We start from the raw sequence: 20,557 nt of genomic DNA, 5'->3' as shown, positions 1-20,557 counted from the left end.
GTGGTGCGGGCCGGCGCTGGCCCTACCACTGGAGGTCACGACGGGGGCTGATCAGCCCTCGATCGTCACGCCCATCGAACGGGCGGTGCCGGCGATGATCTTCGCGGCAGCGTCCAGGTCGTTGGCGTTCAGGTCGGGGAGCTTGGTCGTGGCGATCTCGCGGACCTGCGCCTCGGTGATCTTGGCGACCTTGGTCTTGTGCGGCTCGCCGGAGCCCTTCTCCACACCCGCGGCCTTGAGGATCATCTTGGCGGCCGGCGGAGTCTTGGTCACGAAGGTGAAGGAACGGTCCTCGTAGACCGTGATCTCCACCGGGATGACCCAGCCACGCTGCGACTCGGTCGCGGCGTTGTAGGCCTTGCAGAACTCCATGATGTTGACGCCGTGCTGACCCAGCGCGGGGCCGACCGGCGGGGCCGGGTTAGCGGCACCAGCGTTGATCTGGAGCTTGATAAGCCCCGTGACCTTCTTCTTCTTGGGAGGCATTGCTCTCTCCGGGTCCTAGTGAGAGTTTCCAGCCGATCCATCCGGTCATCCGGACGGAGGCATACCGCACCACGATAACGGGTATCACGGTGCGGCCAAAAACCGAGCAGGTCAGAGCGGCTGCGAGAGCCACTCTGACCTGTCCGGAAACCTGTGGGTCAGTTCTTCTGGATCTGGTCGAAGCTGAGCTCGACCGGAGTCTCGCGACCGAAGATCTCGACGAGGCCCTTGACCTTCTTCGAGTCGGCGTTGATCTCGTTGATCGTGGCCTGAAGGGTGGCGAAGGGGCCGTCGGTGACGGTGACCGAGTCGCCGACCTCGAAGTCCAGGACCTCGACGGTGACCTTGCGGGCCGGAGCCGGCTTGCCCTCGGCCTCGGCGGCCTCGCGGGCGGCCTTCTCCTCGGCCTCCGGGGCGAGCATCTTGACGATCTCGTCCAGGGTCAGCGGGTACGGGTCGTAGGCGTTGCCCACGAAGCCGGTGACGCCGGGCGTGTTGCGGACGACACCCCAGGACTCGTTCGTCAGATCCATCCGGACGAGCACGTAGCCGGGCAGCTTGTTCTGCCGGACGTTCTTGCGCTCGCCGTTCTTGATCTGGACGATCTCCTCTTCGGGGACCTCGGCCTGGTAGATGAACTCCTCGACGTTCAGCGAGACGGCACGCTGCTCGAGGTTGGCCTTCACGCGCTTCTCGTAGCCCGCGTAGGTGTGGATCACGTACCACTCGCCGGGCAGGCCGCGCAGCTCGTCGCGGAGCGCGGCGACGGGGTCGACCGGAGCGGCGGGCTCGGCGGCCTCTTCCTCGTCCTCGTCGTCCTCGTCGTCCTCGGCGGAGTCGTCGGACTCGACGTCCTCATCGGCCTCGGCGTCGGCAGCCTCGTCCTCGTCGGCGTCCTCGACGTGGAGGGCCGCGTCCTCGGCGGACTCGCCGGCCTCGGCGTCAGCAGCCGCGGCCTGGTCCTCGTCGGCAGCCTCGACGATGTCCAGCTCGTCCTCGGCGGACTCGGACTCGAAGGCGTCGTTCAGGTTCGCGTCAGACACGGTGGCTGCTTCTTCCTGCGATACAGATGGGGTGGAACAAAAAGTCAGCCGAAGACGTACTTGACTGCTTCCTGGAATCCATAGTCAATCACGGTCACAAGGCCGATCATGATGACGACGAAGACAATCACCACGGTGGTGTACGTCGTCAGCTGTCCGCGCGTAGGCCAGACGACCTTGCGGAGCTCAGCGATGACCTGGCGGTAGAAGAGCGCGAGACGGCCGAGAGGGCCCTTCTTTCCGCGCTTGCCGCCCTTGCGAGGCTTCTTGGCCTCGGGCGCGGCATCCTCGGCATCAGGCATGTCGATGGAGCCCACGGCGTCCGTCACGATCACTCACCTGATTCCGGGTAGGCCGTGCCGCGCCCGGAATGGAGCCGCACGGCGGTGCAATGAAGTACGTACATGCGCACACGACCTGGCGGTGTGTGTAGCAGGGCCGGAGGGACTTGAACCCCCAACCGCCGGTTTTGGAGACCGGTGCTCTACCAATTGAGCTACGACCCTTTGTGGCTTCCCCAACCTACCCCATCGTGAGATGTGGTCGGTGCGGGCCAACGAGCAGTGAGTGTACGTGGTGAAGCGCTCCACGTCGAACAGGAACCGCGCCGACCTGCCCCGCCGTCCGGGTGCGGGACCCCGCAAGAGCCTTGGGGCACCCCGGATCGGGCCGTTCCGTGCCCCCCGTACGACCGGGAATGACCATTCCTGTCCGCTGCGTGAAACCGCCGCACCGGCCCCCGGCCTGGTCTGCGACGATGGCGTTATGAGCGCTGCTACCTCTCCCACCGAGCGCCGGGTCTCCGCCCGGATCGGTGCGATCTCCGAGTCCGCGACCCTCGCCGTCGACGCCAAGGCAAAGGCCCTCAAGGCCGCCGGGCGTCCGGTCATCGGTTTCGGCGCGGGCGAGCCCGACTTCCCGACCCCGGACTACATCGTCGCCGCCGCCGTGGAGGCCTGCCAGAACCCCAAGTACCACCGCTACACCCCGGCCGGCGGTCTGCCCGAGCTGAAGGCCGCCATCGCCGCCAAGACGCTGCGCGACTCCGGCTACGAGGTCGAGGCCTCCCAGGTCCTGGTGACCAACGGCGGCAAGCAGGCCATCTACGAGGCGTTCGCCGCGATCCTCGACCCGGGCGACGAGGTCATCGTCCCGGCCCCGTACTGGACCACCTACCCCGAGTCGATCCGCCTCGCGGGCGGTGTCCCGGTGGAGGTCGTGGCCGACGAGACCACCGGCTACCGCGTCTCGGTGGAGCAGCTGGAGGCGGCGCGCACGGAGCGGACCAAGGTCGTCCTCTTCGTCTCCCCGTCCAACCCGACCGGCGCCGTCTACAGCGAGGCCGACGCCGAGGCGATCGGCCGCTGGGCCGTCGAGCACGGCCTGTGGGTCCTCACGGACGAGATCTACGAGCACCTGGTCTACGGGGACGCGAAGTTCACCTCCCTGCCCGCGCTCGTGCCCGAGCTGCGCGACAAGTGCATCGTGGTCAACGGTGTCGCCAAGACGTACGCCATGACCGGCTGGCGGGTGGGCTGGCTCATCGGCCCGAAGGACGTCGTGAAGGCCGCGACCAACCTCCAGTCGCACGCCACCTCCAACGTCAGCAACGTGGCCCAGATCGCCGCGCTGGCCGCCGTCTCCGGCGACCTGGACGCGGTCGCGAAGATGCGCGAGGCCTTCGACCGGCGCCGCAAGACCATCGTGCGGATGCTCAACGAGATCGAGGGCGTCTACTGCCCGACGCCGGAGGGCGCGTTCTACGCGTACCCGTCGGTCAAGGCGCTGCTCGGCAAGGAGATCCGCGGCAAGCGCCCGCAGAGCTCCGTCGAGCTGGCCGCCCTGATCCTCGACGAGGCCGAGGTCGCGGTCGTCCCGGGCGAGGCCTTCGGCACCCCCGGCTACCTGCGGCTCTCGTACGCGCTCGGCGACGAGGACCTGGTGGAGGGCGTCTCCCGGGTGCAGAAGCTGCTGGCCGAGGCCCGCGACTGAAGACAAGCACCTACGGATGTCCGTAGGTGACAACGGGCCCCCGGTTCTCTCGGACCGGAGGCCCGTTTTTACGTTCTAGCAGGTCCCTATCGGGGAAACGGACTGTTTTCGTCCATCCCTCTGCGGCAAAATCGGCCAATGGACCACCCACACCGCGACCTCAGCACCCTGCCGAAGGCCCATCTGCACCTGCACTTCACGGGTTCGATGCGCCCCACCACCCTGATCGAACTGGCCGACAAGTACGGGGTCCACCTCCCCGAGGTGCTGCGCGGCGGGACTCCTCCGAACCTACGGGCCACGGACGAACGCGGCTGGTTCCGTTTCCAGCGTCTGTACGACATCGCCCGCTCCTGCCTGCGCGCGCCCGAGGACATCCAGCGGCTGGTGCGCGAGGCGGCCCAGGAGGACGTCCGGGACGGCTCCGGGTGGCTGGAGATCCAGGTCGACCCCACCTCGTACGCGCCGCTGCTCGGCGGCCTGATCCCGGCCATGGAGATCATCCTCGACGCGGTCGACGCGGCCTCCCGGGACACCGGGCTCGGCATGCGGGTGGTGGTCGCCGCCAACCGGATGAAGCACCCGCTGGAGGCGCGCACCCTGGCCCGGCTCGCGGTGCGCTACGCCGACCGGGGCGTGATCGGCTTCGGTCTCTCCAACGACGAACGGCGCGGCATGGCCCGGGACTTCGACCGCGCCTTCGCCATCGCGCGCGAGGGCGGTCTGCTCGCGGCCCCGCACGGCGGCGAGCTGACCGGCCCCTCCTCCGTACGGGACTGCCTGGACGATCTGCGCGCGGCGCGGGTCGGGCACGGCGTCCGGGCCGCCGAGGACCCGCGGCTGCTGGCCCGGCTCGCGGAGCGCCAGGTGACCTGCGAGGTGTGCCCGGCGTCCAATGTCGCGCTGGGCGTGTACGACAAGCACGAGGACGTCCCGCTGCGCACCCTCTTCGAGGCCGGCGTCCCGATGGCCCTCGGCGCCGACGATCCGCTGCTCTTCGGCTCCCGGCTGGCGGCCCAGTACGACATCGCCCGCCGGCACCACGCCTTCACGGACGCCGAACTGGCCGAGCTGGCCCGGCAGTCGGTGCGGGGCTCGGCGGCGCCGGAGGACGTACGGCGGGGGCTGCTGTCGGGGATCGACGACTGGCTGGCGGCGCCGGTCGCGGCCTGACGCCCGGGCCGGCCGCGGGGCAGCGGCTCTGCCGCCCGGTCCCCGGCCCGGTCCGGAGGGTCGCCTCCGGCGGGCCGGTCAGCCGCTCCAGCCGATGCCGCGCAGCACCGTGCGGGCGATCGCGCGGGCGAAGTCGTCGAGCGGCTGCGGCGGCTTGCCGTCCGCCGTCATCTCGTAGGCGAACGCGCGGTGGACGCAGGCCCCGAGCAGGAGCCCGGCGGCCGCCTCGCAGTCGGCGTCGGCGGCGATCCGGCCGTGGGCCCGCTCGGACCGCAGGTACTCCGTCAGGCCCTCGATCGGCCGGTGCGGGCCCGATCCGAGCCGGCGCATGCCCTCCTCGTGGCGCGCCTTGAGCTGGGGCTCGGCGTAGAGGGAGGCGGCCATCGGGAACGTCTGCTCGTAGAACAGGGCGGCCCGGCGGGCGATCTCCGTCAGGTTCTCCTCGACGTCACGCCCTTGCGGGTCGACGGCGAGGGTGCCGAGGAGCCCGCCCAGCCGGGGCAGCCGTTCTTCGAGGACGGTGACGAACAGGTCCTCTTTCGACGGGAAGTACTTGTAGAGCGCCGCCTCGGAGCAGCCGGCGGCCCGGGCGATCTCCTTGGTGGTCGTACGGGCCAGGCCGGCCGTCAGCATCAGCTCGCGGGCGGCGTCGATGATCCGGGTCCGGGTCGGCTTCTGCTCCACGAGGACTCCCGAAAACGCTTGACGGGTGGGTGAGTGCCCACTCACCCTAGCGGTGAGTGAATACTTACTCACCCCTTGGGAGGGTGCGACATGAAGCTCACCGTCTTCGGCGCGACCGGTGGCATCGGCCGGGAAATCGTCCGGCAGGCTCTCGACGCGGGCCACGAGGTCACCGCCGTCGTCCGCGATCCGGCCCGGTTCACCGTCACCGGCCCCCGGCTGGAGGTCTTCCGCTCCGATCTGTCCGATCCGGAGGCCCTGCGCCCGGCCGTGGCGGGCCGGGACGCGATCCTCTCCGGCCTCGGCGCCCGCCTTCTCGCGGACGCGGGCGTGGCGACCCGGCTGACCCGCTCGGTCCTGTGGGCCATGGAGGCGGCCGGGACCCGCCGGCTCCTCGTGGTCAGCGCGGCACCCGTGGGCCCGCCGCCGGAGCGCCAGAGCCTGGCGGACAAGGCCGTGGTCGCGGCGGTCAGTGCCACGCTGAGGAAGATCTACGACGATCTGCGGGAGATGGAGGCGGAGCTGGCGGCGAGCGGCACCGACTGGACCTCCGTCCGGCCGCCCCGGCTGACGGACCAGCCGGTCACCGGCCACTACCGGCGCGTGGTCGGCGGCACCCCGGCGAAGGGCCGGACGATCGCACGCGCCGACGTGGCGCACGCGATGCTGGCGATGGCCGACGACCCGGCGACGGTGCGCCAGGGCGTGGGCATCGCGTACTGACCGGTGACGCGTGATCCGTACGGGGCCGGGGCCCGGCCCGCCCCGTACGCGAATCGGGCGCGCACCAGGCCGGAGAAAATCCGGCCCGGTGCGCGCCCGGGGCGGCTCTGGGAGCAGGCTCGTCCGAGGCCGCTCAGATCTCGACGCCGACGGTCACCGGCTCGTTGACGAGGGTGACCCCGAACGCGTCCCGCACCCCGGCGACGACCTCGCGGGCGAGCGCGAGCAGGTCCTCGGTGGTGGCCTCGCCCCGGTTGGTGAGGGCGAGGGTGTGCTTGGTGGAGATCCGGGCGGGCCCGGAGCCGTACCCCTTGGTGAAGCCGGCCTTGTCGATGAGCCAGGCGGCGGAGGTCTTGGTGGCGGCGGGACCCGCCGGGTACGCGGGCGCCTCCACGTCCGCGCCGAGGCGCTCGGCGACCCGCTCCCGGAAGACCGCGAACTCCTCGTCGGTGAGGATCGGGTTGGTGAAGAAGGAGCCGGCGGACCAGGTGTCGTGGTCCTCGGGGTCGAGCACCATGCCCTTGCTCGCGCGCAGCTTCAGGACGGTGTCGTGGGCGTGCGCGAGCGGCACCCGCTCCCCCATCCCGACACCGAGGGCGCGGGCGGTCTGCTCGTACGCGACGGGGGCGGAGAGCCCGCCCGCGTCCTCCAGGGCGAAGCGGACCCGCAGCACCACGTAGGTGTCGGGGAGTTCCTTGAAGAGGCTGTGGCGGTACGAGAAGCGGCACTGCTCGTTGGTGAGCGTGACCGTCGTGTCGTTCCGGGTGTCGTAGGCGACGACCTCGGTGAGGGTGGCCGACACGTCCTGGCCGTACGCGCCGACGTTCTGCACGGGCGTGGCGCCGGCGGAGCCGGGGATTCCGGCCAGGCACTCGATTCCGGCGAGACCGGCCTCGACGGTCCGGGCCACGACCTCGCTCCACACCTCGCCGGCCGCGACCTCCAGCGTCGTCCCGTCCAGGGCGAAGCCCTTGGTGGCGATGTGGAGGACGGTGCCGTCGAAGCCCTTGTCGCCGATGACCAGGTTGGAGCCGCCGCCGATGACGAGCAGCGGGGTCCCGTCCGCGCCGGCCTCGCGGACCGCGGCGATCACCTCGGCGTCGGTGGTGGCCGTGACGAGCCGGGTGGCGGGGCCGCCGAGCCGGAAGGTGGTCAGGGGCGCGAGGGGGGTGTCGTGGAGTACGTGCACGGGCACAAGAGTACGTTCACCCCGTCCGGCGCCCGTGGGGCGGCACCGCGGGGCACCGGGCGGGGCCAGGCCGTGTGAAGACCGCACCGGGCCACGGCGGAGCCCCGGCGCCATCGGGCGCCGGGGCTCTCGTCCGTACCTCAAAAGACCCGGAAAGGCTCGAAGGGTCAGGCGAGCCGGACCACGGCCCGGGACATGCCCAGCACCTTCTGGCCCGCGCTCATGGCGGTGAGGTCGACCCGTACCCGCTGGTCGTCCAGCTTGGCGGCGACCTTCGCCGAGACCTCGATCACGGCGCCCTCGGCGTCGTCGGGGACGACGACGGGCTTGGTGAAGCGGACGCCGTACTCGACGACGGCGGCCGGGTCGCCGGTCCAGTCGGTCACGACGCGGATCGCCTCGGCCATGGTGAACATGCCGTGCGCGATGACGTCCGGCAGTCCGACCTCCTTGGCGAACCGCTCGTTCCAGTGGATGGGGTTGAAGTCACCGGAGGCGCCGGCGTACCGGACCAGCGTGGCGCGGGTCACGGGAAAAGACTGCGCGGGCAGCTCGGTGCCGACCTCGACCTCGTCGTAGGCGATCTTCGCGGTCACGGTCAGGCCTCCTCGGGGGCGCGGGACACGAGCTTGGTCCAGGCGGTCACGACGTGCTCGCCGCTCTCGTCGTGGACCTCGCCGCGGATGTCCAGGATGTCGTTGCCGGCGAGCGACTTGATGGCCTCGATGGTGCTGGTCACCGTGAGGCGGTCGCCGGCCCGGACGGGGCGGGTGTAGGCGAACTTCTGGTCGCCGTGCACCACGCGGCTGTAGTCGAGGCCGAGCTGCGGGTCCTCGACGACCTGGCCGGCGGCCTTGAAGGTGATCGCGAAGACGAAGGTCGGCGGCGCCACGACGTCCGGGTGACCGAGGTCCTTGGCGGCCTCCTGGTCGGTGTACGCGGGGTTGGCGTCCCCGATCGCCTCGGCGAACTCGCGGATCTTCTCGCGGCCGACCTCGTACGGCGGGGTGGGCGGATAGGTCCGCCCCACGAAGGACTGGTCGAGCGCCATGGCCTCGGACCTCCTGGATCTGTGCGCGATCTGGTGCGTGCGTGGTGCTTCGGGCGTTCGGGTGTACGTCCGCGCGGAGGTGACAGCGCGTACGCGCGCGTACGGCCGGATTCGGCCCGTACGCGTACGGCCGGCGAAGCGCCGACGTACTGGCGTACCGCCGGCGTACTGCCGAGTACGCCCCGTGGAAACGACGCGAGGCCGCCCCCTGAGAGGGGGCGGCCTCGTGTTCGAGCCTGGTTAGCGCGTCTCGCGGTGCGCGGTGTGCGCGTTGCAGCGCGGGCAGTGCTTCTTCATCTCCATGCGGTCCGGGTTGTTACGCCGGTTCTTCTTGGTGATGTAGTTCCGCTCCTTGCACTCCACGCAGGCCAGCGTGATCTTCGGGCGGACGTCGGTGGCAGCCACGTGAGTGCTCCTTGACGGACGGATAAACGGATGAACGCAGACAAGAGTAGCCGATTGCAGGACCGACCCTACAATCGGCTACTGTGTGTAGCGGTGACCGGACTTGAACCGGTGACACAGCGATTATGAGCCGCTTGCTCTACCGACTGAGCTACACCGCTTTGATGTTCTGGATCCGCCCGAAGGCGGATCCTTCACACCAGAGCCCCAATACGGAATCGAACCGTAGACCTTCTCCTTACCATGGAGACGCTCTACCGACTGAGCTATTGGGGCGAGCGAGGAAGACATTACACGGTCCTGAGCCCATCACCCAAATCCATTCCCGCAGGCCCCGGCGGGGGTGGAGTGGAAGAGACGTGCGGGGCGGGTGCGGGTCTCGCGGAGGCCTTGTGCCGTAAGGGTTCCGGCTGGTCGGAGCGGTGCGGGAGGGGGTTTCGGACCCGGTCGCCGGCTCGCCTCCGAGGGCGGCCCGCTCCCCCGGCGCAGGCCCGGCACCCGGGATCACCGGCATCCGGATCCACGCCCGGGAGCGTCGTCCCGTTCCGTCGCACGAGTCCCCCACGCCCCTCCTCGGCCCTCGCGTACGCCTCACGCCTCCTCGCGCGCCTCGTACGCCACACGTGCCCTCATCGGTACGACTACTGCGCTCCTCCCCGAAGGCGGCACCGGGCCGCCCTAGGCTCGGGCCCGCCACGCTGCGTGATCTTGGCGTCCGCCCTCGCTTCCCTCGCCTCCCCCGCCGCTATCGCCTCGCCGGGATCGCCTTCGCCGAGCCGGCCGTGAGGAGTCCTGTGTCAGCCGACAGCAAGCAACCCCAGCAGCCTCCGCCCTCGCCCGACGACGGCCGGGCCGCCACCGGCACCACCGCGATCGCGCCGCTGCTGCTCCGCAACGCGCGGCTGACCGACGGCCGGATGGTCGACGTCCGGCTCGGCGGCGGCCGGATCGAGGCCGTCGGCACCGCGGGCAGCCTGAGCGCCGTGGGCGCCCGGGTGGACCTGTCCGGGTATCTGCTGCTGCCCGCGCCCGCCGAACCGCACGCGCACGCCGACACGGCCCTCACCGCCGACCTCACCGGCCCCACGGACCCCACCAGGCCCACCGGGCCCACCAGCCCCGTCCCGTACGGCACCGAGGAGGTCCAGCGGCGGGCCACCGAGGCGGCGTTGCTCCAACTGGGACACGGCGCGACGGCGCTGCGCGCCCATGTCCGGATCGGGGACCTGCACGGGCTCGGGCCGCTGGAGGCGGTGCTCCAGGCCCGGCGTTCGCTGCGCGGTCTGGCGGAGCTGACGACGGTGGCGGTGCCCCGGCTGCTGACCGGGGTGGCGGGCGCGGACGGGCTCGCGACGCTGCGGGACGCGGTGGCGATGGGCGCGGCGGCGGTCGGCGGCCGGCCGGACCTGGACCCGGATCCGACCGGATACGTGGAGCTGGTCCTGGATCTCGCCAACGAGTACGGCCGCCCGGTGGACCTGCACACCGACGGGGACGATCCGGTGCGCCTCGCGCGGCTCGCGGCGATGGCCGGGGGGCTGCGGGCGGGGGTGACGGTCGGGCCGTGCGCGGGGCTGCGGCGGCTGCCCGCCGAGACGGCCCGGCGGACGGCGGACCGGCTCGCGGCGGCCGGGGTGAGCGTGATCGCTCTGCCCCAGGGCGGCTGCGCGGCGGCGGGGACCCGGGGCACGGCGCCGGTACGGCTGCTGCGGGCGGCCGGGGTGCGGGTCGCGGCGGGCGGCGGCGCGCTGCGGGACGTGTGCAATCCGGTGGGGCGGGGCGATCCGCTGGAGGCCGCGTATCTGCTGGCCTCGCTGGACGGAGTGGCCGAGGCGGCGGCGTACGGGGCCGTGAGCGCGGACGCGCGGGCGGCGATGGGGCTTCCGGAGGTGCGGGTGGAGGCGGGGTTCCCGGCGGAGCTGCTGGCGGTGCGGGGCGCGCGGCTCGCGGGCGTGCTGTCCCAGGCGTACAGCCGGATCGTGGTGCACCGGGGGCGGGTGGTGGCCCGGACGAGCGCGGTACGGGAGTACTGCGACCCGGCGGCGGCGCTCGACCTGCCCCGGCAGACCCGACCCGATCGGCCGGACCGGCCCGATTCGACAGGACCGGGCGGGCCGGGGGCCGTACGGTCGTGAGTATGCGCGTAGTCATCGCTGGAGGACACGGACAGATCGCCCTGCGGCTGGAGCGGCTGCTCGCCGCGGGCGGACACGAACCGGTGGGGATCGTCCGCCGCCCCGAACACGCCGAGGAGCTACGGAAGGCCGGGATCGGCGCGGTCGTCCTGGATCTGGAGTCGGCAACCGTCGAGGAGGTCGCGGCGGCCTTGGAGGGCGCGGACGCGACCGTCTTCGCGGCGGGCGCGGGCCCGGGCAGCGGCGTGGAACGCAAGGACTCGGTGGACCGCGCGGCGGCCGTCCTCCTCGCGGACGCGGCCGAACGGGCGGGGGTGCGCCGCTATGTGATCGTCTCTTCGATGGGCGCGGACGCACGGCACGAAGGCGACGAGGTCTTCGACGTGTACCTGCGGGCGAAGGGCGCCGCCGACGACGCCATCCGCGCCCGGCCGAACCTGGACTGGACGGTGCTGCGCCCCGGGATGCTGACGAACGACGCGGGAACGGGCCTGGTCCGGCTGGAGGTCGCCGCGGGCCGGGGTCCGGTGCCCCGCGACGACGTGGCCGCGGTTCTCGCCGAACTCCTCGACACGCCGGGGGCGGCCGGGCTGACCCTGGAACTCGTCTCGGGCTCGGTGCCGGTCTCGGTCGCGGTGAAGGACATCGCGGGCAACTGAGCCGCGCGGCATAGGCCCGGGACCGGCCGTCCGAACCGGTCCCGGGCATCGAGAAGACCCCGAACATGCGAGAAGGTCCCCGGTGAGAACACCGGGGACCTTCTGCATCGCGTGGCGGCGCCAGGATTCGAACCTGGGTAGGCTAAGCCGACGGATTTACAGTCCGCTCCCATTGGCCACTCGGGCACACCGCCATGGGATTTCGTCACCTCGGAGCCGCTTTTCGGCTGCGCTCCCTGGCAACGACGTAAACAATACCCGATCCCACGGGGTGCTCCACCACTGGATTGATCACAGGTTGGTGGCGGCCGGGTGGCTACGCTTTGTGCCGTACCCGATCACATCCGAGCAAGGAGCCTCACCTCATGGCCGACTCCAGTTTCGACATCGTCTCCAAGGTCGAGCGCCAGGAGGTCGACAACGCCCTCAACCAGGCCGCGAAGGAGCTCTCGCAGCGCTACGACTTCAAGGGCACCGGCGCCTCGATCTCCTGGTCGGGCGAGAAGATCCTGATGCAGGCGAGCGGCGAGGAGCGGGTCAAGGCGATCCTCGACGTCCTCGAGTCCAAGCTGATCAAGCGGGGCATCTCGCTGAAGTCGCTGGACGTGGAGGGCGAGCCGCAGCTCTCCGGCAAGGAGTACAAGCTCTTCGCCTCCATCCAGGAGGGCATCTCCCAGGAGAACGCCAAGAAGGTCGCCAAGATCATCCGTGACGAGGGACCGAAGGGCGTCAAGGCGCAGGTGCAGGGCGACGAGCTGCGCGTCAGCTCGAAGAGCCGGGACGACCTCCAGGCCATCATCGCGCTCCTGAAGGGCAAGGACTTCGACTTCGCCCTCCAGTTCGTGAACTACCGCTGACCCTGCCGCTCCGGCCCTGCCGCGCCGGCTCTTCCCGCCGGCCGCCGCACCCCCCGCGACCCCGCCCCCACTCCCGGCTCCCCCGCCTTCCGGCCGCCCCACCCCGTCAGGGTGGTGTCCGAAAAGCGCCAGCCGGGGGTGGGGGCGGCGTCGCACACTGGGGGCATGAGAACGAACGCGATGGTCTACAGCCGCATCGACGGGCCGCTCGGCGCGATGCTCCTGGTGGGGCGGATCGGCGACGAGGGACGGGTCGTGCTGCGCTCGCTGTCGCTGGAGGGACAGAAGGGCGGCGCGGCGGTCGAGGAGGGGTGGGTCCGCGAGGACGCGGCGTTCGAGGAGATCACCGGGCAGCTCGGGGCGTACTTCGACGGGCGGCGGGCCGGGTTCGACATCCCTTACGAGGAGTCCGGGACGGAGTTCCAGCGGCGGGTGTGGCGGGCCCTGGAGGAGATCCCCTACGGGACGACCGTCTCGTACGGCGAGATCGCGGCCCAGGTCGGTTCGGCCGGCGCGGGCGTACGGGCGGTGGGCACCGCGATCGGGCGCAATCCGCTGCTCGTGGTGCGGCCGTGCCACCGGGTGATCGGCGCGGACGGGAGTCTGCGGGGGTACGCCGCCGGACTCGACCGCAAGCGGGCCCTGCTGGACCTGGAGAGCGGGGCCGGGGAGCAACAGCCGTGACCGAAGGGCTGTTTCCGCGAGAGCGGAGCGAGCCCGCACCCGGGGCGGTGCACGTCCCCGGGTGGCTGCCGCCAAAGCGGCAGCGTGAACTGGTCGAGGCCTGCCGTGAGTTCGGGCGCGGGCCGGTGGCGTACGCGTCGACGGTCCTGCCGGGTGGCGGGGTGATGTCGGTGCGCTCGCTGCATCTCGGGCGGCGCTGGGTGCCGTACCGCTATCTGGACGGCGTGGACCTCGAACTGCCCGAATGGCTGGTCGCGTTGGGGCGGGAGGCGCTGGTGGAGGCGTACGGCGAACATCGCGGTTTCACCCCGGACACCGGGCTCGTCAACTTCTACGGCGACGGCGCGCGCATGGGCATGCACCAGGACAAGGAGGAGCGTTCGCCCGCTCCGGTGGTGTCACTGAGTCTGGGCGACACCTGTGTGTTCCGGCTCGGGAACACCGAGGGGCGGGGCCGGCCGTGGACGGATGTGGAGCTGGCGTCCGGGGACCTGTTCGTGTTCGGCGGGCCGTCGCGGTTCGCGTTCCACGGGGTGCCGAAGGTGTACCCGGGGACGGCCGAGCCCGCGCTCGGACTGCGCGGGCGGCTCAACATCACTCTGCGGGAGACCGGGCTCTGATCCCCGGCTCCCGGCTCCCGGCCGTCGGCGTCGGGTCGGGGTCGGGGGCCCTGACCGGGCGGGGTCTCAGCGTTCGCGCGAGTTGCCGAACAGCAGCCGGTAGCCGATCAGCAGCACCAGGGAACCGCCGATCGCCGACAGCCAGGTGGCGGTGTCGAAGAAGTCGCGGTCGATCGGGCGGTCCAGGAAGCGGGACGAGATCCAGCCGCCGAGGAACGCGCCGACGACGCCGATCAGGGTCGTACCGAGAACGCCGCCCGGGTCGCGGCCCGGGAGCAGGATCTTGGCGATGAGGCCGGCCAGCAGGCCGAGGACGATCCATCCGATGATGCTCATGCCTGGGAAGACGCCCTCAAGTGCTGGGACGGTTGCCCCGGGAATAGTGTTCGGCACATGACACAGGAGTTGCGCCGCACCCTCGGGGTGTTCGACGCCGTCGTCATCGGGCTCGGCTCGATGCTCGGCGCTGGGATCTTCGTGGCGCTCGCCCCCGCCGCCGGCGCGGCCGGCCCGGGGCTGCTCCCGGCGCTCGGGGTCGCCGCCGTGGTGGCGTACTGCAACGCGACGGCCTCGGCCCGGCTCGCGGCCCGCTATCCATCCTCGGGCGGCACCTATGTCTACGGGCGCGAACGGCTCGGCCCCTTCTGGGGCTATCTGGCGGGCTGGGCCTTCGTCGTCGGGAAGACGGCGTCCTGCGCGGCGATGGCCCTGACCGTCGGGGCATATGCCTGGCCGGCGCACTCGCGCGAGGTGGCCGTGGCGGCAGTCGTGGCACTGACCGCCGCCAACTACCGCGGGGTGCGGAAGTCGGCGTGGCTGACGCGGGTGATCGTGGCGGTGGTGCTCGCCGTCCTGGCCGCCGTCGTGGTGGCCGCCGCCGGGGCGGGGCGGGTGGAACGGCTCGCGCTCGCCGACGACCTTCCGGCGGGCGGGGTGCTCCAGGCGGCCGGGCTGTTGTTCTTCGCGTTCGCCGGGTACGCGCGGATCGCGACGCTCGGCGAGGAGGTCCGCGACCCGGAGCGAACCATTCCGCTCGCGGTGCCGATCGCGCTCGGCCTCACCCTTCTCGTGTACGCGGCCGTCGCCGTGACCGTGCTCGCCGTCCTCGGGCCGGACGCCCTGGCCGGCTCCGGCGCTCCGCTCGCGGACGCGGCGCGCGCGGCGGGAGCGTCCTGGCTGGTCCCGTTCGTCACCCTCGGCGCGGCGGCCGGGGCCCTCGGGTCGCTGCTGTCGCTGCTCCTCGGGGTCTCGCGGACGACGCTCGCCATGGCCCGGGACGGGCATATGCCGGCTCGGCTGGCCGCCGTCCACCCCCGTTTCCGGGTCCCGCACCAGGCGGAACTCGCCGTCGGCGCGGTCGTGGCCGTGCTCGCGGCGACGGTGGACGTACGGGGCGCGATCGGCTTCTCGTCGTTCGGCGTCCTCGTCTACTACGGCATCGCCAACGCCTCCGTCTGGACCCTGGACCGCCGCGACCGGCCGCTCGCCGCCCTCGGCCTCGTCGGCTGCGCGGCCCTCGCCTTCGCTCTGCCGCCGGGCTCGGTCCTCGCGGGCATCGGGGTGCTGGCGGTCGGCGTGGTGGCGTACGCGGTCAGGCGGGGACGCGCGGCGTCCCCCCGGCTCTGAGGGCCGTTAGGCCGTGTGGCTGTAGCCGCCGAAGAACTGGTCGGTGGGAACGATCTCCTTGCCCAGCGGCAGCAGCGAGACCGGGATCATCTTGAAGTTCGCGAGGCCCAGCGGGATGCCGATGATCGTCAGGCACAGCGCGATGCCGGTGGTGATGTGACCGAGGGCCAGCCACCAGCCGGCGAGGATCACCCACAGCACGTTGCCGACGAGGGACGGCGCGCCCGCGTCACGGCGGTCGACGACCATGCGGCCGAAGGGCCACAGGGCGTAAACGCCGATGCGGAAGGAGGCAAGGCCGAAGGGGATGCCGATGATCGTGACGCAGAGCAGGAGCCCGGCCAGTACGTAGCCGAGGAACATCCAGAATCCGCACAGAATCAGCCAGATAACGTTCAGAATCGTTTTCACGGGCGTCGACCTGCCATCTGTTCGAGCCGGGCGATGCGCTCGGCCATCGGCGGGTGGGTGGAGAACATCTTCGACAGTCCCTGTCCCGGGCGGAAGGGATTGGCGATCATCATGTGGCTCGCCGTCTCGATCCTCGGCTCGGGCGGCAGCGGCAGTTGCCTGGTGCCCGCGTCGAGCTTGCGCAGGGCGCTGGCGAGGGCGAGCGGGTCGCCGGTGAGATGGGCGCCGGAGGCGTCCGCCTCGTACTCCCGGGAGCGGGAGATGGCGAGCTGGATGACGGACGCGGCGATCGGGCCGAGGAGCATGATCATCAGCATGCCGAGCAGCCCGGGGCCCTCGTCGTCACTGGAGCGGCCGATCGGGATCAGCCAGGCGAAGTTGACCAGGAACATGATCACGGAGGCGAGCGCGCCCGCGACCGAGGAGATGAGGATGTCCCGGTTGTAGACATGGCTCAGCTCGTGGCCGATGACGCCGCGCAGCTCGCGCTCGTCGAGGATGGCGAGGATGCCCTCGGTGCAGCACACGGCCGCGTTGCGCGGGTTGCGGCCGGTGGCGAAGGCGTTGGGTGCCTGGGTGGGCGAGATGTAGAGCCGGGGCATGGGCTGGCGTGCCTGGGTGGAGAGCTCGCGGACCATCCGGTAGAGCGCGGGGGCCTCGAACTCGCTCACGGGGCGGGCGCGCATCGCGCGCAGGGCCAGCTTGTCGCTGTTCCAGTACGCGTAGGCGTTGGTCCCGAGGGCGACGACAAGGGCGACGATCAGTCCCGTACGCCCGAAGAAGCTGCCGATGAGGATGATGAGGGCGGAGAGCCCTCCGAGGAGGACCGCGGTCCTCAGCCCGTTGTGCCGGCGGTGCACGGTACGCCCTCCAAATGGTGCGGCAGGGGAACCCTTGTTCTGCGGATCCACCCTCCAGTGGACCCTTCTCTCCTGGTCAACGCCAGGCGGAGACCCCGGGTTCCCCGGCGCGCGCGGGGCGCCGTGCGGTCCGTACGGGTGAGAGGGGGCGGGGGCGTACGAAAAGCGGCGCCCCCTGCGGGCAGGGGACGCCGGGTCCCGTACGGATACGGGCGGGGGTACGGGTACGGGCCGGGGTCAGCGGGCCGCCGGGACCGGGGTCTTCTCCAGGCCCGCCTTCCGCAGGGCGGCCGCGACCGGTTCGACCTCGCTCGTGCAGTGGGCGCAGCGGGAGGCGATGGCCGGGATCTCGGCGAAGCAGCGCGGGCAGTCGCGCTTCTCCGCCTTCGGGTCGGCCGCCTCCTCCCTGGCGAACTTCTCCTGGATCTTCGCCATGGGCACGACGAAGAGGAAGTAGAGGACGGCGGCGGTCACGACGAAGGCGATGGTGGCGGCGATGGCCAGGCCGTAGGGGAAGACGGTCTTGCCGAGGGTGAAGCTGGCCTCGCTGAAGTCGCCGACGGAGCCGGTGGCGAGACCGATGAGCGGGGTGATGAACGCCTTGCTGAAGCCGGTGACGACGGCGGTGAACGCCGATCCGACGGCCAGACCGATCGCCATCGAGACGACGTTGCCGCGGAGGATGAAGTCCTTGAAGCCGGTCAGCACGGTGGTCCGCTCCTAGAGATGAAGTGCGTGGGGGGACAGAGGGGGGGAGGGTCAGAACAGGCTGTTCGCCGCGTAGCGGAGGGCGAGCTGCGGGTATCCCGACAGCGCGACGCCCGCGACGGCGGTCAGCGCGAGGGCCAGGGTGACCGGGGTGGGGACCCGGCGCGGCGCCACCACCGGGGTCGGCCGCGGGGCGCCTTCCGGGGTGCGGAAGAGCAGCGCGGTCCACCGAAGGTAGTAAGCGAGGGCGATCACGACGTTGACGCCCATGATCACGGCCAGCCAGCCGAGGCCGGCGTCGACGGCCGCCGAGAAGACGGTCACCTTGGCGAAGAGACCGATGATACCCGGGGGCAGCCCGGCCAGGTTGAGAAGAAAGAAACCGAGCGCGAGGGCGGCGGCGGGGCGGGTGGCGAAGAGGCCCCGGTAGTCGGTGATCCGGTTCTTCGGGTGGGTCCGGCCGACCAGGACGGCGACGGCGAAGGCGCCGAGGTTCACGGCGGCGTACATCAAGGCATATGCCACGGTCGCGCCGATCTGGTCGTCGCCGGAGTACGCGGCGGCGGCGATCGGCACCAGGAGGTAGCCGGCCTGCCCGACGGAGGACCAGGCGAGCAGCCGGACCGCGCTCCACGCGCGCGTGGGGTTCTGGCGCAGGGCGGCGACGTTGCCGACGGTCATGGTGAGCGCGGCGAGGACCGCGAGCGCGGGACCCCAGACGTGCGCGTATGTGGGGAACGCCACGACGGTCACCAGGATGAGGCCGGTGAAGCCGACGGCCTTGCCGACGACGGAGAGGTACCCGGCCACGGGCAGCGGGGCGCCGACGTAGGTGTCGGGGACCCAGAAGTGGAAGGGGACGGCGGCCGTCTTGAAGGCGAAGCCGACGAGGGTGAGGACGACTCCGGCCTGGGCGAGGGTGTGCAGCTGGCCGGGGACGTCGTCGAGGCGCTGGGCGATCTCGGTGAGGTGGAGGGTGCCGGTGGCCGCGTAGACGAAGCTCGCGCCGAGCAGGGTGACGGCGGTGGCGGTGACGGACGACAGGAAGAACTTCAGCGCGGACTCGCTGGACATCCGGTCGCCGCGGCGCATGCCGACGAGCGCGAAGGCGGGCAGCGAGGCCACTTCCAGGGCGACGACCAGGGTGGCCAGGTCGCGGGCGGCGGGCAGCAGGGCCGCACCGGCGGCGGACGAGAGCAGCAGGAACCAGTACTCGCCGGCCGGCAGCTTCCGGCGGGTGTCGGCATGCGAGAGCAGCGCGGTGACGAGGGCTCCGGCGAGCACCAGGAACTGGATGACCAGGGTGAAGGTGTCGGCGGTGTAGCTGCACGCGGGCGCGTGCGTGCCAGCGGCCCGCGCGGCGGCGTCGGTGAGACAGAAGGTCTGGTGGTCGCCGGCGCGCAGCGGCAGCAGCAGCGCGAGCGCGGCGGCGAGACCGGCGGTCGCGGTCCAGCCGAGGAGGTGCTTGCGGGCCGCCGGGAGGAAGAGGTCGGCGACCAGGATCGCGACGGCGACGACGGCGGTGAGCAGGGGCGGTGCGATGGCCGCCCAGTCCACGCTCTGGACGAGGCTGGGGACGGCCGGGGCGGCGGCGGTGCCGCCGGCGGCACCGCCGCCGGGCCCCGACGCCAGGACGGTGGTCGCATCGGTGATCACGGCGGTGGCCGTCGTCACGTCGGGGATCACTGCTTTCCTCCCGCGAGGAGCTGCTGGACGGCCGGGTCGGTGAGGCCGAGGAGGACGGCGGGCCACAGCCCGGCGAGGACGGTGAGGGCGGCGAGGGGGGTCCAGGCCGCGAACTCGTACCCCTGGACGTCGGCGAGCGCCCGCTCCCCGGCGGGACGCGGGCCGCCCATGCAGACGCGGCGCACGACGACGAGGAGATAGGCCGCGGTGAGCAGGGTGCCGAAGGCGCCGACCGCCATGCAGGTGAGGAAGGCGGGGCGGCTGAGTCCGGCGGCCGGGTCGAAGGCACCGAACAGGGCGAGCATCTCGCCCCAGAACCCGGCGAGACCGGGCAGGCCGAGGGAGGCGACGGCGGCGAACGCGAGGAGCGCGCCGAGGCGCGGGGCGCGGCCGTAGAGGGCGGCGCCGGTGGCCCCGGCGAGGGTGTCGAGGTCAGCGGTGCCGTAGCGGTCCTTGACGGCCCCGGCGAGGAAGAACAGCAGGCCGGTGATGAGGCCGTGGGCGATGTTCGCGAACAGCGCGCCGTTGACGCCGGTGGGGGTCAGGGTGGCGATGCCGAGCAGGACGAAGCCCATGTGGCCGACGGAGCTGTACGCGATGAGGCGCTTCAGGTCGCCCTTGTTGCCGGGCCGCGCGAGGGCGAGGCAGGCGAGGGACCCGTAGACGATGCCCGCGACCGCGAAGGCGGCGAGGTACGGGGCGAAGGTGTGCATGCCCTCGGGGGCGATCGGCAGCGCGATGCGGACGAACCCGTACGTGCCCATCTTCAGGAGCACGCCGGCGAGGAGGACGGAGCCGACGGTCGGGGCGGCGGTGTGCGCGTCCGGGAGCCAGCTGTGCAGCGGCCACATCGGGGTCTTCACGGCGAGCCCGAGACCGATCGCGAGAACGGCGATGACCTGCACGGACGTGGTCAGTGACCGGCCGTTGTCAGTGGCGAGTGCCACCATGTCGAACGTGCCCGCCTTCAGACCGACGAGGAGCAGGCCGAGCAGCATGATCACGGAGCCGAGCACCGTGTAGAGGATGAATTTCAGGGCGGCGGCCTGGCGGCCCGCGCCGCCCCAGCGGGCGATGAGGAAGTACATCGGGACGAGGACCGTCTCGAAGGCCAGGAAGAACAGCACGAGATCGAGGACGGCGAAGGTCGCCAGGGTGCCGGTCTCCAGCAGCAGGAGCAGGGCGACGAAGGCCCGGGGGGACGGGCCGGCCGGGGGCTTGAAGTAGGAGTAGAGCGCGCAGAGGAAGGTCAGCAGCGCGGTCAGGAGCAGGAGGGGGAGGGAAATGCCGTCGACACCGAGGTGGATCCGCACGTCGAGTGCCTTGATCCAGGTGATGTCGGTGGTGGCCTGCATCGCCTGGGGGTGGGCGTGGTCGAAGCCGAGGGCGAGGACGATCGCGGCCAGCAGGATCACGCCGGTGACGGTGACGCCGTGGCGGAGCACGGCCTGCTCGGGTGAGCTGCCCTTCAGTCCGGGCGGGGCCGGCAGGAGCGCGGCGACGGCGCCGAGGAGCGGGCCGGCGACGATCAACGCCAGAAGGAACTGCATCACGGATTCGCTGAT

General features: G+C 71.7%; 23 protein-coding genes and 4 tRNA genes. 9 read left to right on the top strand and 18 right to left on the bottom strand.

Annotated elements, in window-relative coordinates; genetic code table 11:
* Window positions 1-51 precede the first annotated feature (51 nt).
* From rplK to ACGFRB_RS02640, 4 genes are all read right to left on the bottom strand, one after another.
* The gene (rplK, locus tag ACGFRB_RS02655) at window positions 52-486 is read right to left on the bottom strand and encodes a 50S ribosomal protein L11 (protein ID WP_363009775.1); all 435 of its coding nucleotides are present in this window, start codon (window positions 484-486) and stop codon (window positions 52-54) included.
* A 158-nt stretch (window positions 487-644) separates the two neighbouring features.
* Window positions 645-1,529 (bottom strand): transcription termination/antitermination protein NusG, encoded by an 885-nt coding sequence (nusG, locus tag ACGFRB_RS02650; protein WP_393238020.1) that lies wholly within the window; start codon window positions 1,527-1,529, stop codon window positions 645-647.
* 44 nt (window positions 1,530-1,573) lie between these two features.
* Window positions 1,574-1,858: a preprotein translocase subunit SecE gene (gene secE / locus ACGFRB_RS02645; RefSeq protein WP_361237216.1), complete on the bottom strand. Its 285-nt coding sequence runs from the start codon at window positions 1,856-1,858 to the stop codon at window positions 1,574-1,576.
* A gap of 104 nt (window positions 1,859-1,962) precedes the next feature.
* A tRNA-Trp gene (locus ACGFRB_RS02640) sits at window positions 1,963-2,035 on the bottom strand.
* 259 nt (window positions 2,036-2,294) lie between these two features.
* Between ACGFRB_RS02640 and ACGFRB_RS02635 the strand changes: the two genes are divergently transcribed.
* Both ACGFRB_RS02635 and ACGFRB_RS02630 read left to right on the top strand, forming a co-directional pair.
* Window positions 2,295-3,521, top strand: a complete 1,227-nt coding sequence (locus tag ACGFRB_RS02635; RefSeq protein ID WP_363009779.1) for a pyridoxal phosphate-dependent aminotransferase — start codon at window positions 2,295-2,297, stop codon at window positions 3,519-3,521.
* A 138-nt stretch (window positions 3,522-3,659) separates the two neighbouring features.
* Window positions 3,660-4,694: an adenosine deaminase gene (locus ACGFRB_RS02630; RefSeq protein WP_393238015.1), complete on the top strand. Its 1,035-nt coding sequence runs from the start codon at window positions 3,660-3,662 to the stop codon at window positions 4,692-4,694.
* A 78-nt stretch (window positions 4,695-4,772) separates the two neighbouring features.
* Here the strand turns inward: ACGFRB_RS02630 and ACGFRB_RS02625 are convergent, their stop codons facing one another.
* The gene (locus ACGFRB_RS02625; RefSeq protein WP_361237207.1) at window positions 4,773-5,378 is read right to left on the bottom strand and encodes a TetR/AcrR family transcriptional regulator; all 606 of its coding nucleotides are present in this window, start codon (window positions 5,376-5,378) and stop codon (window positions 4,773-4,775) included.
* 90 nt (window positions 5,379-5,468) lie between these two features.
* On the opposite strand from ACGFRB_RS02625, the gene ACGFRB_RS02620 reads away from it, so the two are divergent.
* Complete coding sequence (locus tag ACGFRB_RS02620; RefSeq protein ID WP_393238012.1) at window positions 5,469-6,101, top strand: NAD(P)-dependent oxidoreductase; 633 nt, start codon at window positions 5,469-5,471, stop codon at window positions 6,099-6,101.
* Window positions 6,102-6,234: 133 nt separating this feature from the next.
* On the opposite strand, the gene ACGFRB_RS02615 is transcribed toward ACGFRB_RS02620, so the two are convergent.
* The 6 genes from ACGFRB_RS02615 to ACGFRB_RS02590 form a co-directional block, all read right to left on the bottom strand.
* On the bottom strand, window positions 6,235-7,290 hold the full coding sequence (locus ACGFRB_RS02615) for a UDP-N-acetylmuramate dehydrogenase (protein WP_393238009.1): 1,056 nt from the start codon (window positions 7,288-7,290) through the stop codon (window positions 6,235-6,237).
* Between the two features lie 167 nt (window positions 7,291-7,457).
* Window positions 7,458-7,886: a MaoC family dehydratase gene (locus tag ACGFRB_RS02610; protein ID WP_363009788.1), complete on the bottom strand. Its 429-nt coding sequence runs from the start codon at window positions 7,884-7,886 to the stop codon at window positions 7,458-7,460.
* A gap of 2 nt (window positions 7,887-7,888) precedes the next feature.
* The gene (locus ACGFRB_RS02605) at window positions 7,889-8,341 is read right to left on the bottom strand and encodes a MaoC family dehydratase N-terminal domain-containing protein (RefSeq protein WP_361237194.1); all 453 of its coding nucleotides are present in this window, start codon (window positions 8,339-8,341) and stop codon (window positions 7,889-7,891) included.
* A 240-nt stretch (window positions 8,342-8,581) separates the two neighbouring features.
* Window positions 8,582-8,746, bottom strand: coding sequence for a 50S ribosomal protein L33 (rpmG, locus tag ACGFRB_RS02600; RefSeq protein WP_018834916.1), 165 nt, complete (start codon window positions 8,744-8,746; stop codon window positions 8,582-8,584).
* An 88-nt stretch (window positions 8,747-8,834) separates the two neighbouring features.
* Window positions 8,835-8,907: transfer RNA gene (locus ACGFRB_RS02595), tRNA-Met, on the bottom strand.
* A 42-nt stretch (window positions 8,908-8,949) separates the two neighbouring features.
* Window positions 8,950-9,022 (bottom strand) — tRNA-Thr (locus ACGFRB_RS02590).
* A gap of 518 nt (window positions 9,023-9,540) precedes the next feature.
* On the opposite strand from ACGFRB_RS02590, the gene ACGFRB_RS02585 reads away from it, so the two are divergent.
* Window positions 9,541-10,881, top strand: coding sequence for a hydrolase (locus ACGFRB_RS02585; protein ID WP_393238005.1), 1,341 nt, complete (start codon window positions 9,541-9,543; stop codon window positions 10,879-10,881).
* A 2-nt stretch (window positions 10,882-10,883) separates the two neighbouring features.
* The gene (locus ACGFRB_RS02580) at window positions 10,884-11,540 is read left to right on the top strand and encodes an SDR family oxidoreductase (RefSeq protein ID WP_393238002.1); all 657 of its coding nucleotides are present in this window, start codon (window positions 10,884-10,886) and stop codon (window positions 11,538-11,540) included.
* Between the two features lie 112 nt (window positions 11,541-11,652).
* Here ACGFRB_RS02580 and ACGFRB_RS02575 read toward each other — a convergent pair.
* A tRNA-Tyr gene (locus ACGFRB_RS02575) sits at window positions 11,653-11,734 on the bottom strand.
* A gap of 171 nt (window positions 11,735-11,905) precedes the next feature.
* Between ACGFRB_RS02575 and ACGFRB_RS02570 the strand changes: the two genes are divergently transcribed.
* The 3 genes from ACGFRB_RS02570 (at window position 11,906) to ACGFRB_RS02560 (ending at window position 13,701) form a co-directional block, all read left to right on the top strand.
* Window positions 11,906-12,397 carry a YajQ family cyclic di-GMP-binding protein gene (locus ACGFRB_RS02570; RefSeq protein WP_361237184.1) on the top strand — a complete coding sequence of 164 codons (492 nt, stop codon included), beginning with the start codon at window positions 11,906-11,908 and terminating at the stop codon, window positions 12,395-12,397.
* A 165-nt stretch (window positions 12,398-12,562) separates the two neighbouring features.
* A complete protein-coding gene (locus tag ACGFRB_RS02565) occupies window positions 12,563-13,081 on the top strand; it encodes a methylated-DNA--[protein]-cysteine S-methyltransferase (RefSeq protein ID WP_393237999.1) in 519 nt (172 codons plus the stop codon).
* Entirely contained in the window at window positions 13,078-13,701 is a 624-nt protein-coding gene (locus tag ACGFRB_RS02560) for an alpha-ketoglutarate-dependent dioxygenase AlkB family protein (RefSeq protein ID WP_393237996.1), read from the top strand. Before ACGFRB_RS02565 ends, ACGFRB_RS02560 begins: the two co-directional genes overlap by 4 nt.
* A gap of 66 nt (window positions 13,702-13,767) precedes the next feature.
* On the opposite strand, the gene ACGFRB_RS02555 is transcribed toward ACGFRB_RS02560, so the two are convergent.
* Window positions 13,768-14,037, bottom strand: a complete 270-nt coding sequence (locus tag ACGFRB_RS02555) for a GlsB/YeaQ/YmgE family stress response membrane protein (protein WP_363009799.1) — start codon at window positions 14,035-14,037, stop codon at window positions 13,768-13,770.
* 57 nt (window positions 14,038-14,094) lie between these two features.
* On the opposite strand from ACGFRB_RS02555, the gene ACGFRB_RS02550 reads away from it, so the two are divergent.
* Entirely contained in the window at window positions 14,095-15,327 is a 1,233-nt protein-coding gene (locus ACGFRB_RS02550) for an APC family permease (RefSeq protein WP_393237993.1), read from the top strand.
* Between the two features lie 6 nt (window positions 15,328-15,333).
* Here ACGFRB_RS02550 and ACGFRB_RS02545 read toward each other — a convergent pair whose 3' ends face one another.
* From ACGFRB_RS02545 to ACGFRB_RS02525, 5 genes are all read right to left on the bottom strand, one after another.
* A complete protein-coding gene (locus tag ACGFRB_RS02545) occupies window positions 15,334-15,738 on the bottom strand; it encodes a YccF domain-containing protein (RefSeq protein ID WP_393237990.1) in 405 nt (134 codons plus the stop codon).
* A complete protein-coding gene (htpX, locus tag ACGFRB_RS02540) occupies window positions 15,735-16,598 on the bottom strand; it encodes a zinc metalloprotease HtpX (RefSeq protein ID WP_393237987.1) in 864 nt (287 codons plus the stop codon). The genes ACGFRB_RS02545 and htpX overlap by 4 nt, the downstream gene beginning before the upstream one ends.
* A gap of 237 nt (window positions 16,599-16,835) precedes the next feature.
* Window positions 16,836-17,306: a large conductance mechanosensitive channel protein MscL gene (mscL, locus tag ACGFRB_RS02535; protein ID WP_363009806.1), complete on the bottom strand. Its 471-nt coding sequence runs from the start codon at window positions 17,304-17,306 to the stop codon at window positions 16,836-16,838.
* 51 nt (window positions 17,307-17,357) lie between these two features.
* Window positions 17,358-18,938, bottom strand: coding sequence for an NADH-quinone oxidoreductase subunit N (locus tag ACGFRB_RS02530; protein WP_393238230.1), 1,581 nt, complete (start codon window positions 18,936-18,938; stop codon window positions 17,358-17,360).
* Window positions 18,939-18,988: 50 nt separating this feature from the next.
* Window positions 18,989-20,542 carry a NuoM family protein gene (locus ACGFRB_RS02525; protein ID WP_393238227.1) on the bottom strand — a complete coding sequence of 518 codons (1,554 nt, stop codon included), beginning with the start codon at window positions 20,540-20,542 and terminating at the stop codon, window positions 18,989-18,991.
* Window positions 20,543-20,557 lie beyond the last annotated feature (15 nt).

This window comes from Streptomyces sp. NPDC048718 (assembly GCF_043198875.1).
GTDB lineage: Bacteria > Actinomycetota > Actinomycetes > Streptomycetales > Streptomycetaceae > Streptomyces.
The sequence above is the reverse complement of the archived record's forward strand: the minus strand, read 5'-3'. Positions and strand labels throughout refer to the sequence as shown.

Bases quoted from the DNA above. Each gene is read 5' to 3' on its own strand.
- ACGFRB_RS02605 (WP_361237194.1), bottom strand. From the start codon at position 8,341: ATGGCGCTCGACCAGTCCTTCGTGGGGCGGACCTATCCGCCCACCCCG.
- ACGFRB_RS02630 (WP_393238015.1), top strand. From the start codon at position 3,660: ATGGACCACCCACACCGCGACCTCAGCACCCTGCCGAAGGCCCATCTG.
- ACGFRB_RS02550 (WP_393237993.1), top strand. From the start codon at position 14,095: ATGACACAGGAGTTGCGCCGCACCCTCGGGGTGTTCGACGCCGTCGTC.
- ACGFRB_RS02555 (WP_363009799.1), bottom strand. From the start codon at position 14,037: ATGAGCATCATCGGATGGATCGTCCTCGGCCTGCTGGCCGGCCTCATC.
- ACGFRB_RS02525 (WP_393238227.1), bottom strand. From the start codon at position 20,542: ATGCAGTTCCTTCTGGCGTTGATCGTCGCCGGCCCGCTCCTCGGCGCC.
- ACGFRB_RS02570 (WP_361237184.1), top strand. From the start codon at position 11,906: ATGGCCGACTCCAGTTTCGACATCGTCTCCAAGGTCGAGCGCCAGGAG.
- ACGFRB_RS02565 (WP_393237999.1), top strand. From the start codon at position 12,563: ATGAGAACGAACGCGATGGTCTACAGCCGCATCGACGGGCCGCTCGGC.
- ACGFRB_RS02580 (WP_393238002.1), top strand. From the start codon at position 10,884: ATGCGCGTAGTCATCGCTGGAGGACACGGACAGATCGCCCTGCGGCTG.
- ACGFRB_RS02635 (WP_363009779.1), top strand. From the start codon at position 2,295: ATGAGCGCTGCTACCTCTCCCACCGAGCGCCGGGTCTCCGCCCGGATC.
- ACGFRB_RS02620 (WP_393238012.1), top strand. From the start codon at position 5,469: ATGAAGCTCACCGTCTTCGGCGCGACCGGTGGCATCGGCCGGGAAATC.
- rplK (WP_363009775.1), bottom strand. From the start codon at position 486: ATGCCTCCCAAGAAGAAGAAGGTCACGGGGCTTATCAAGCTCCAGATC.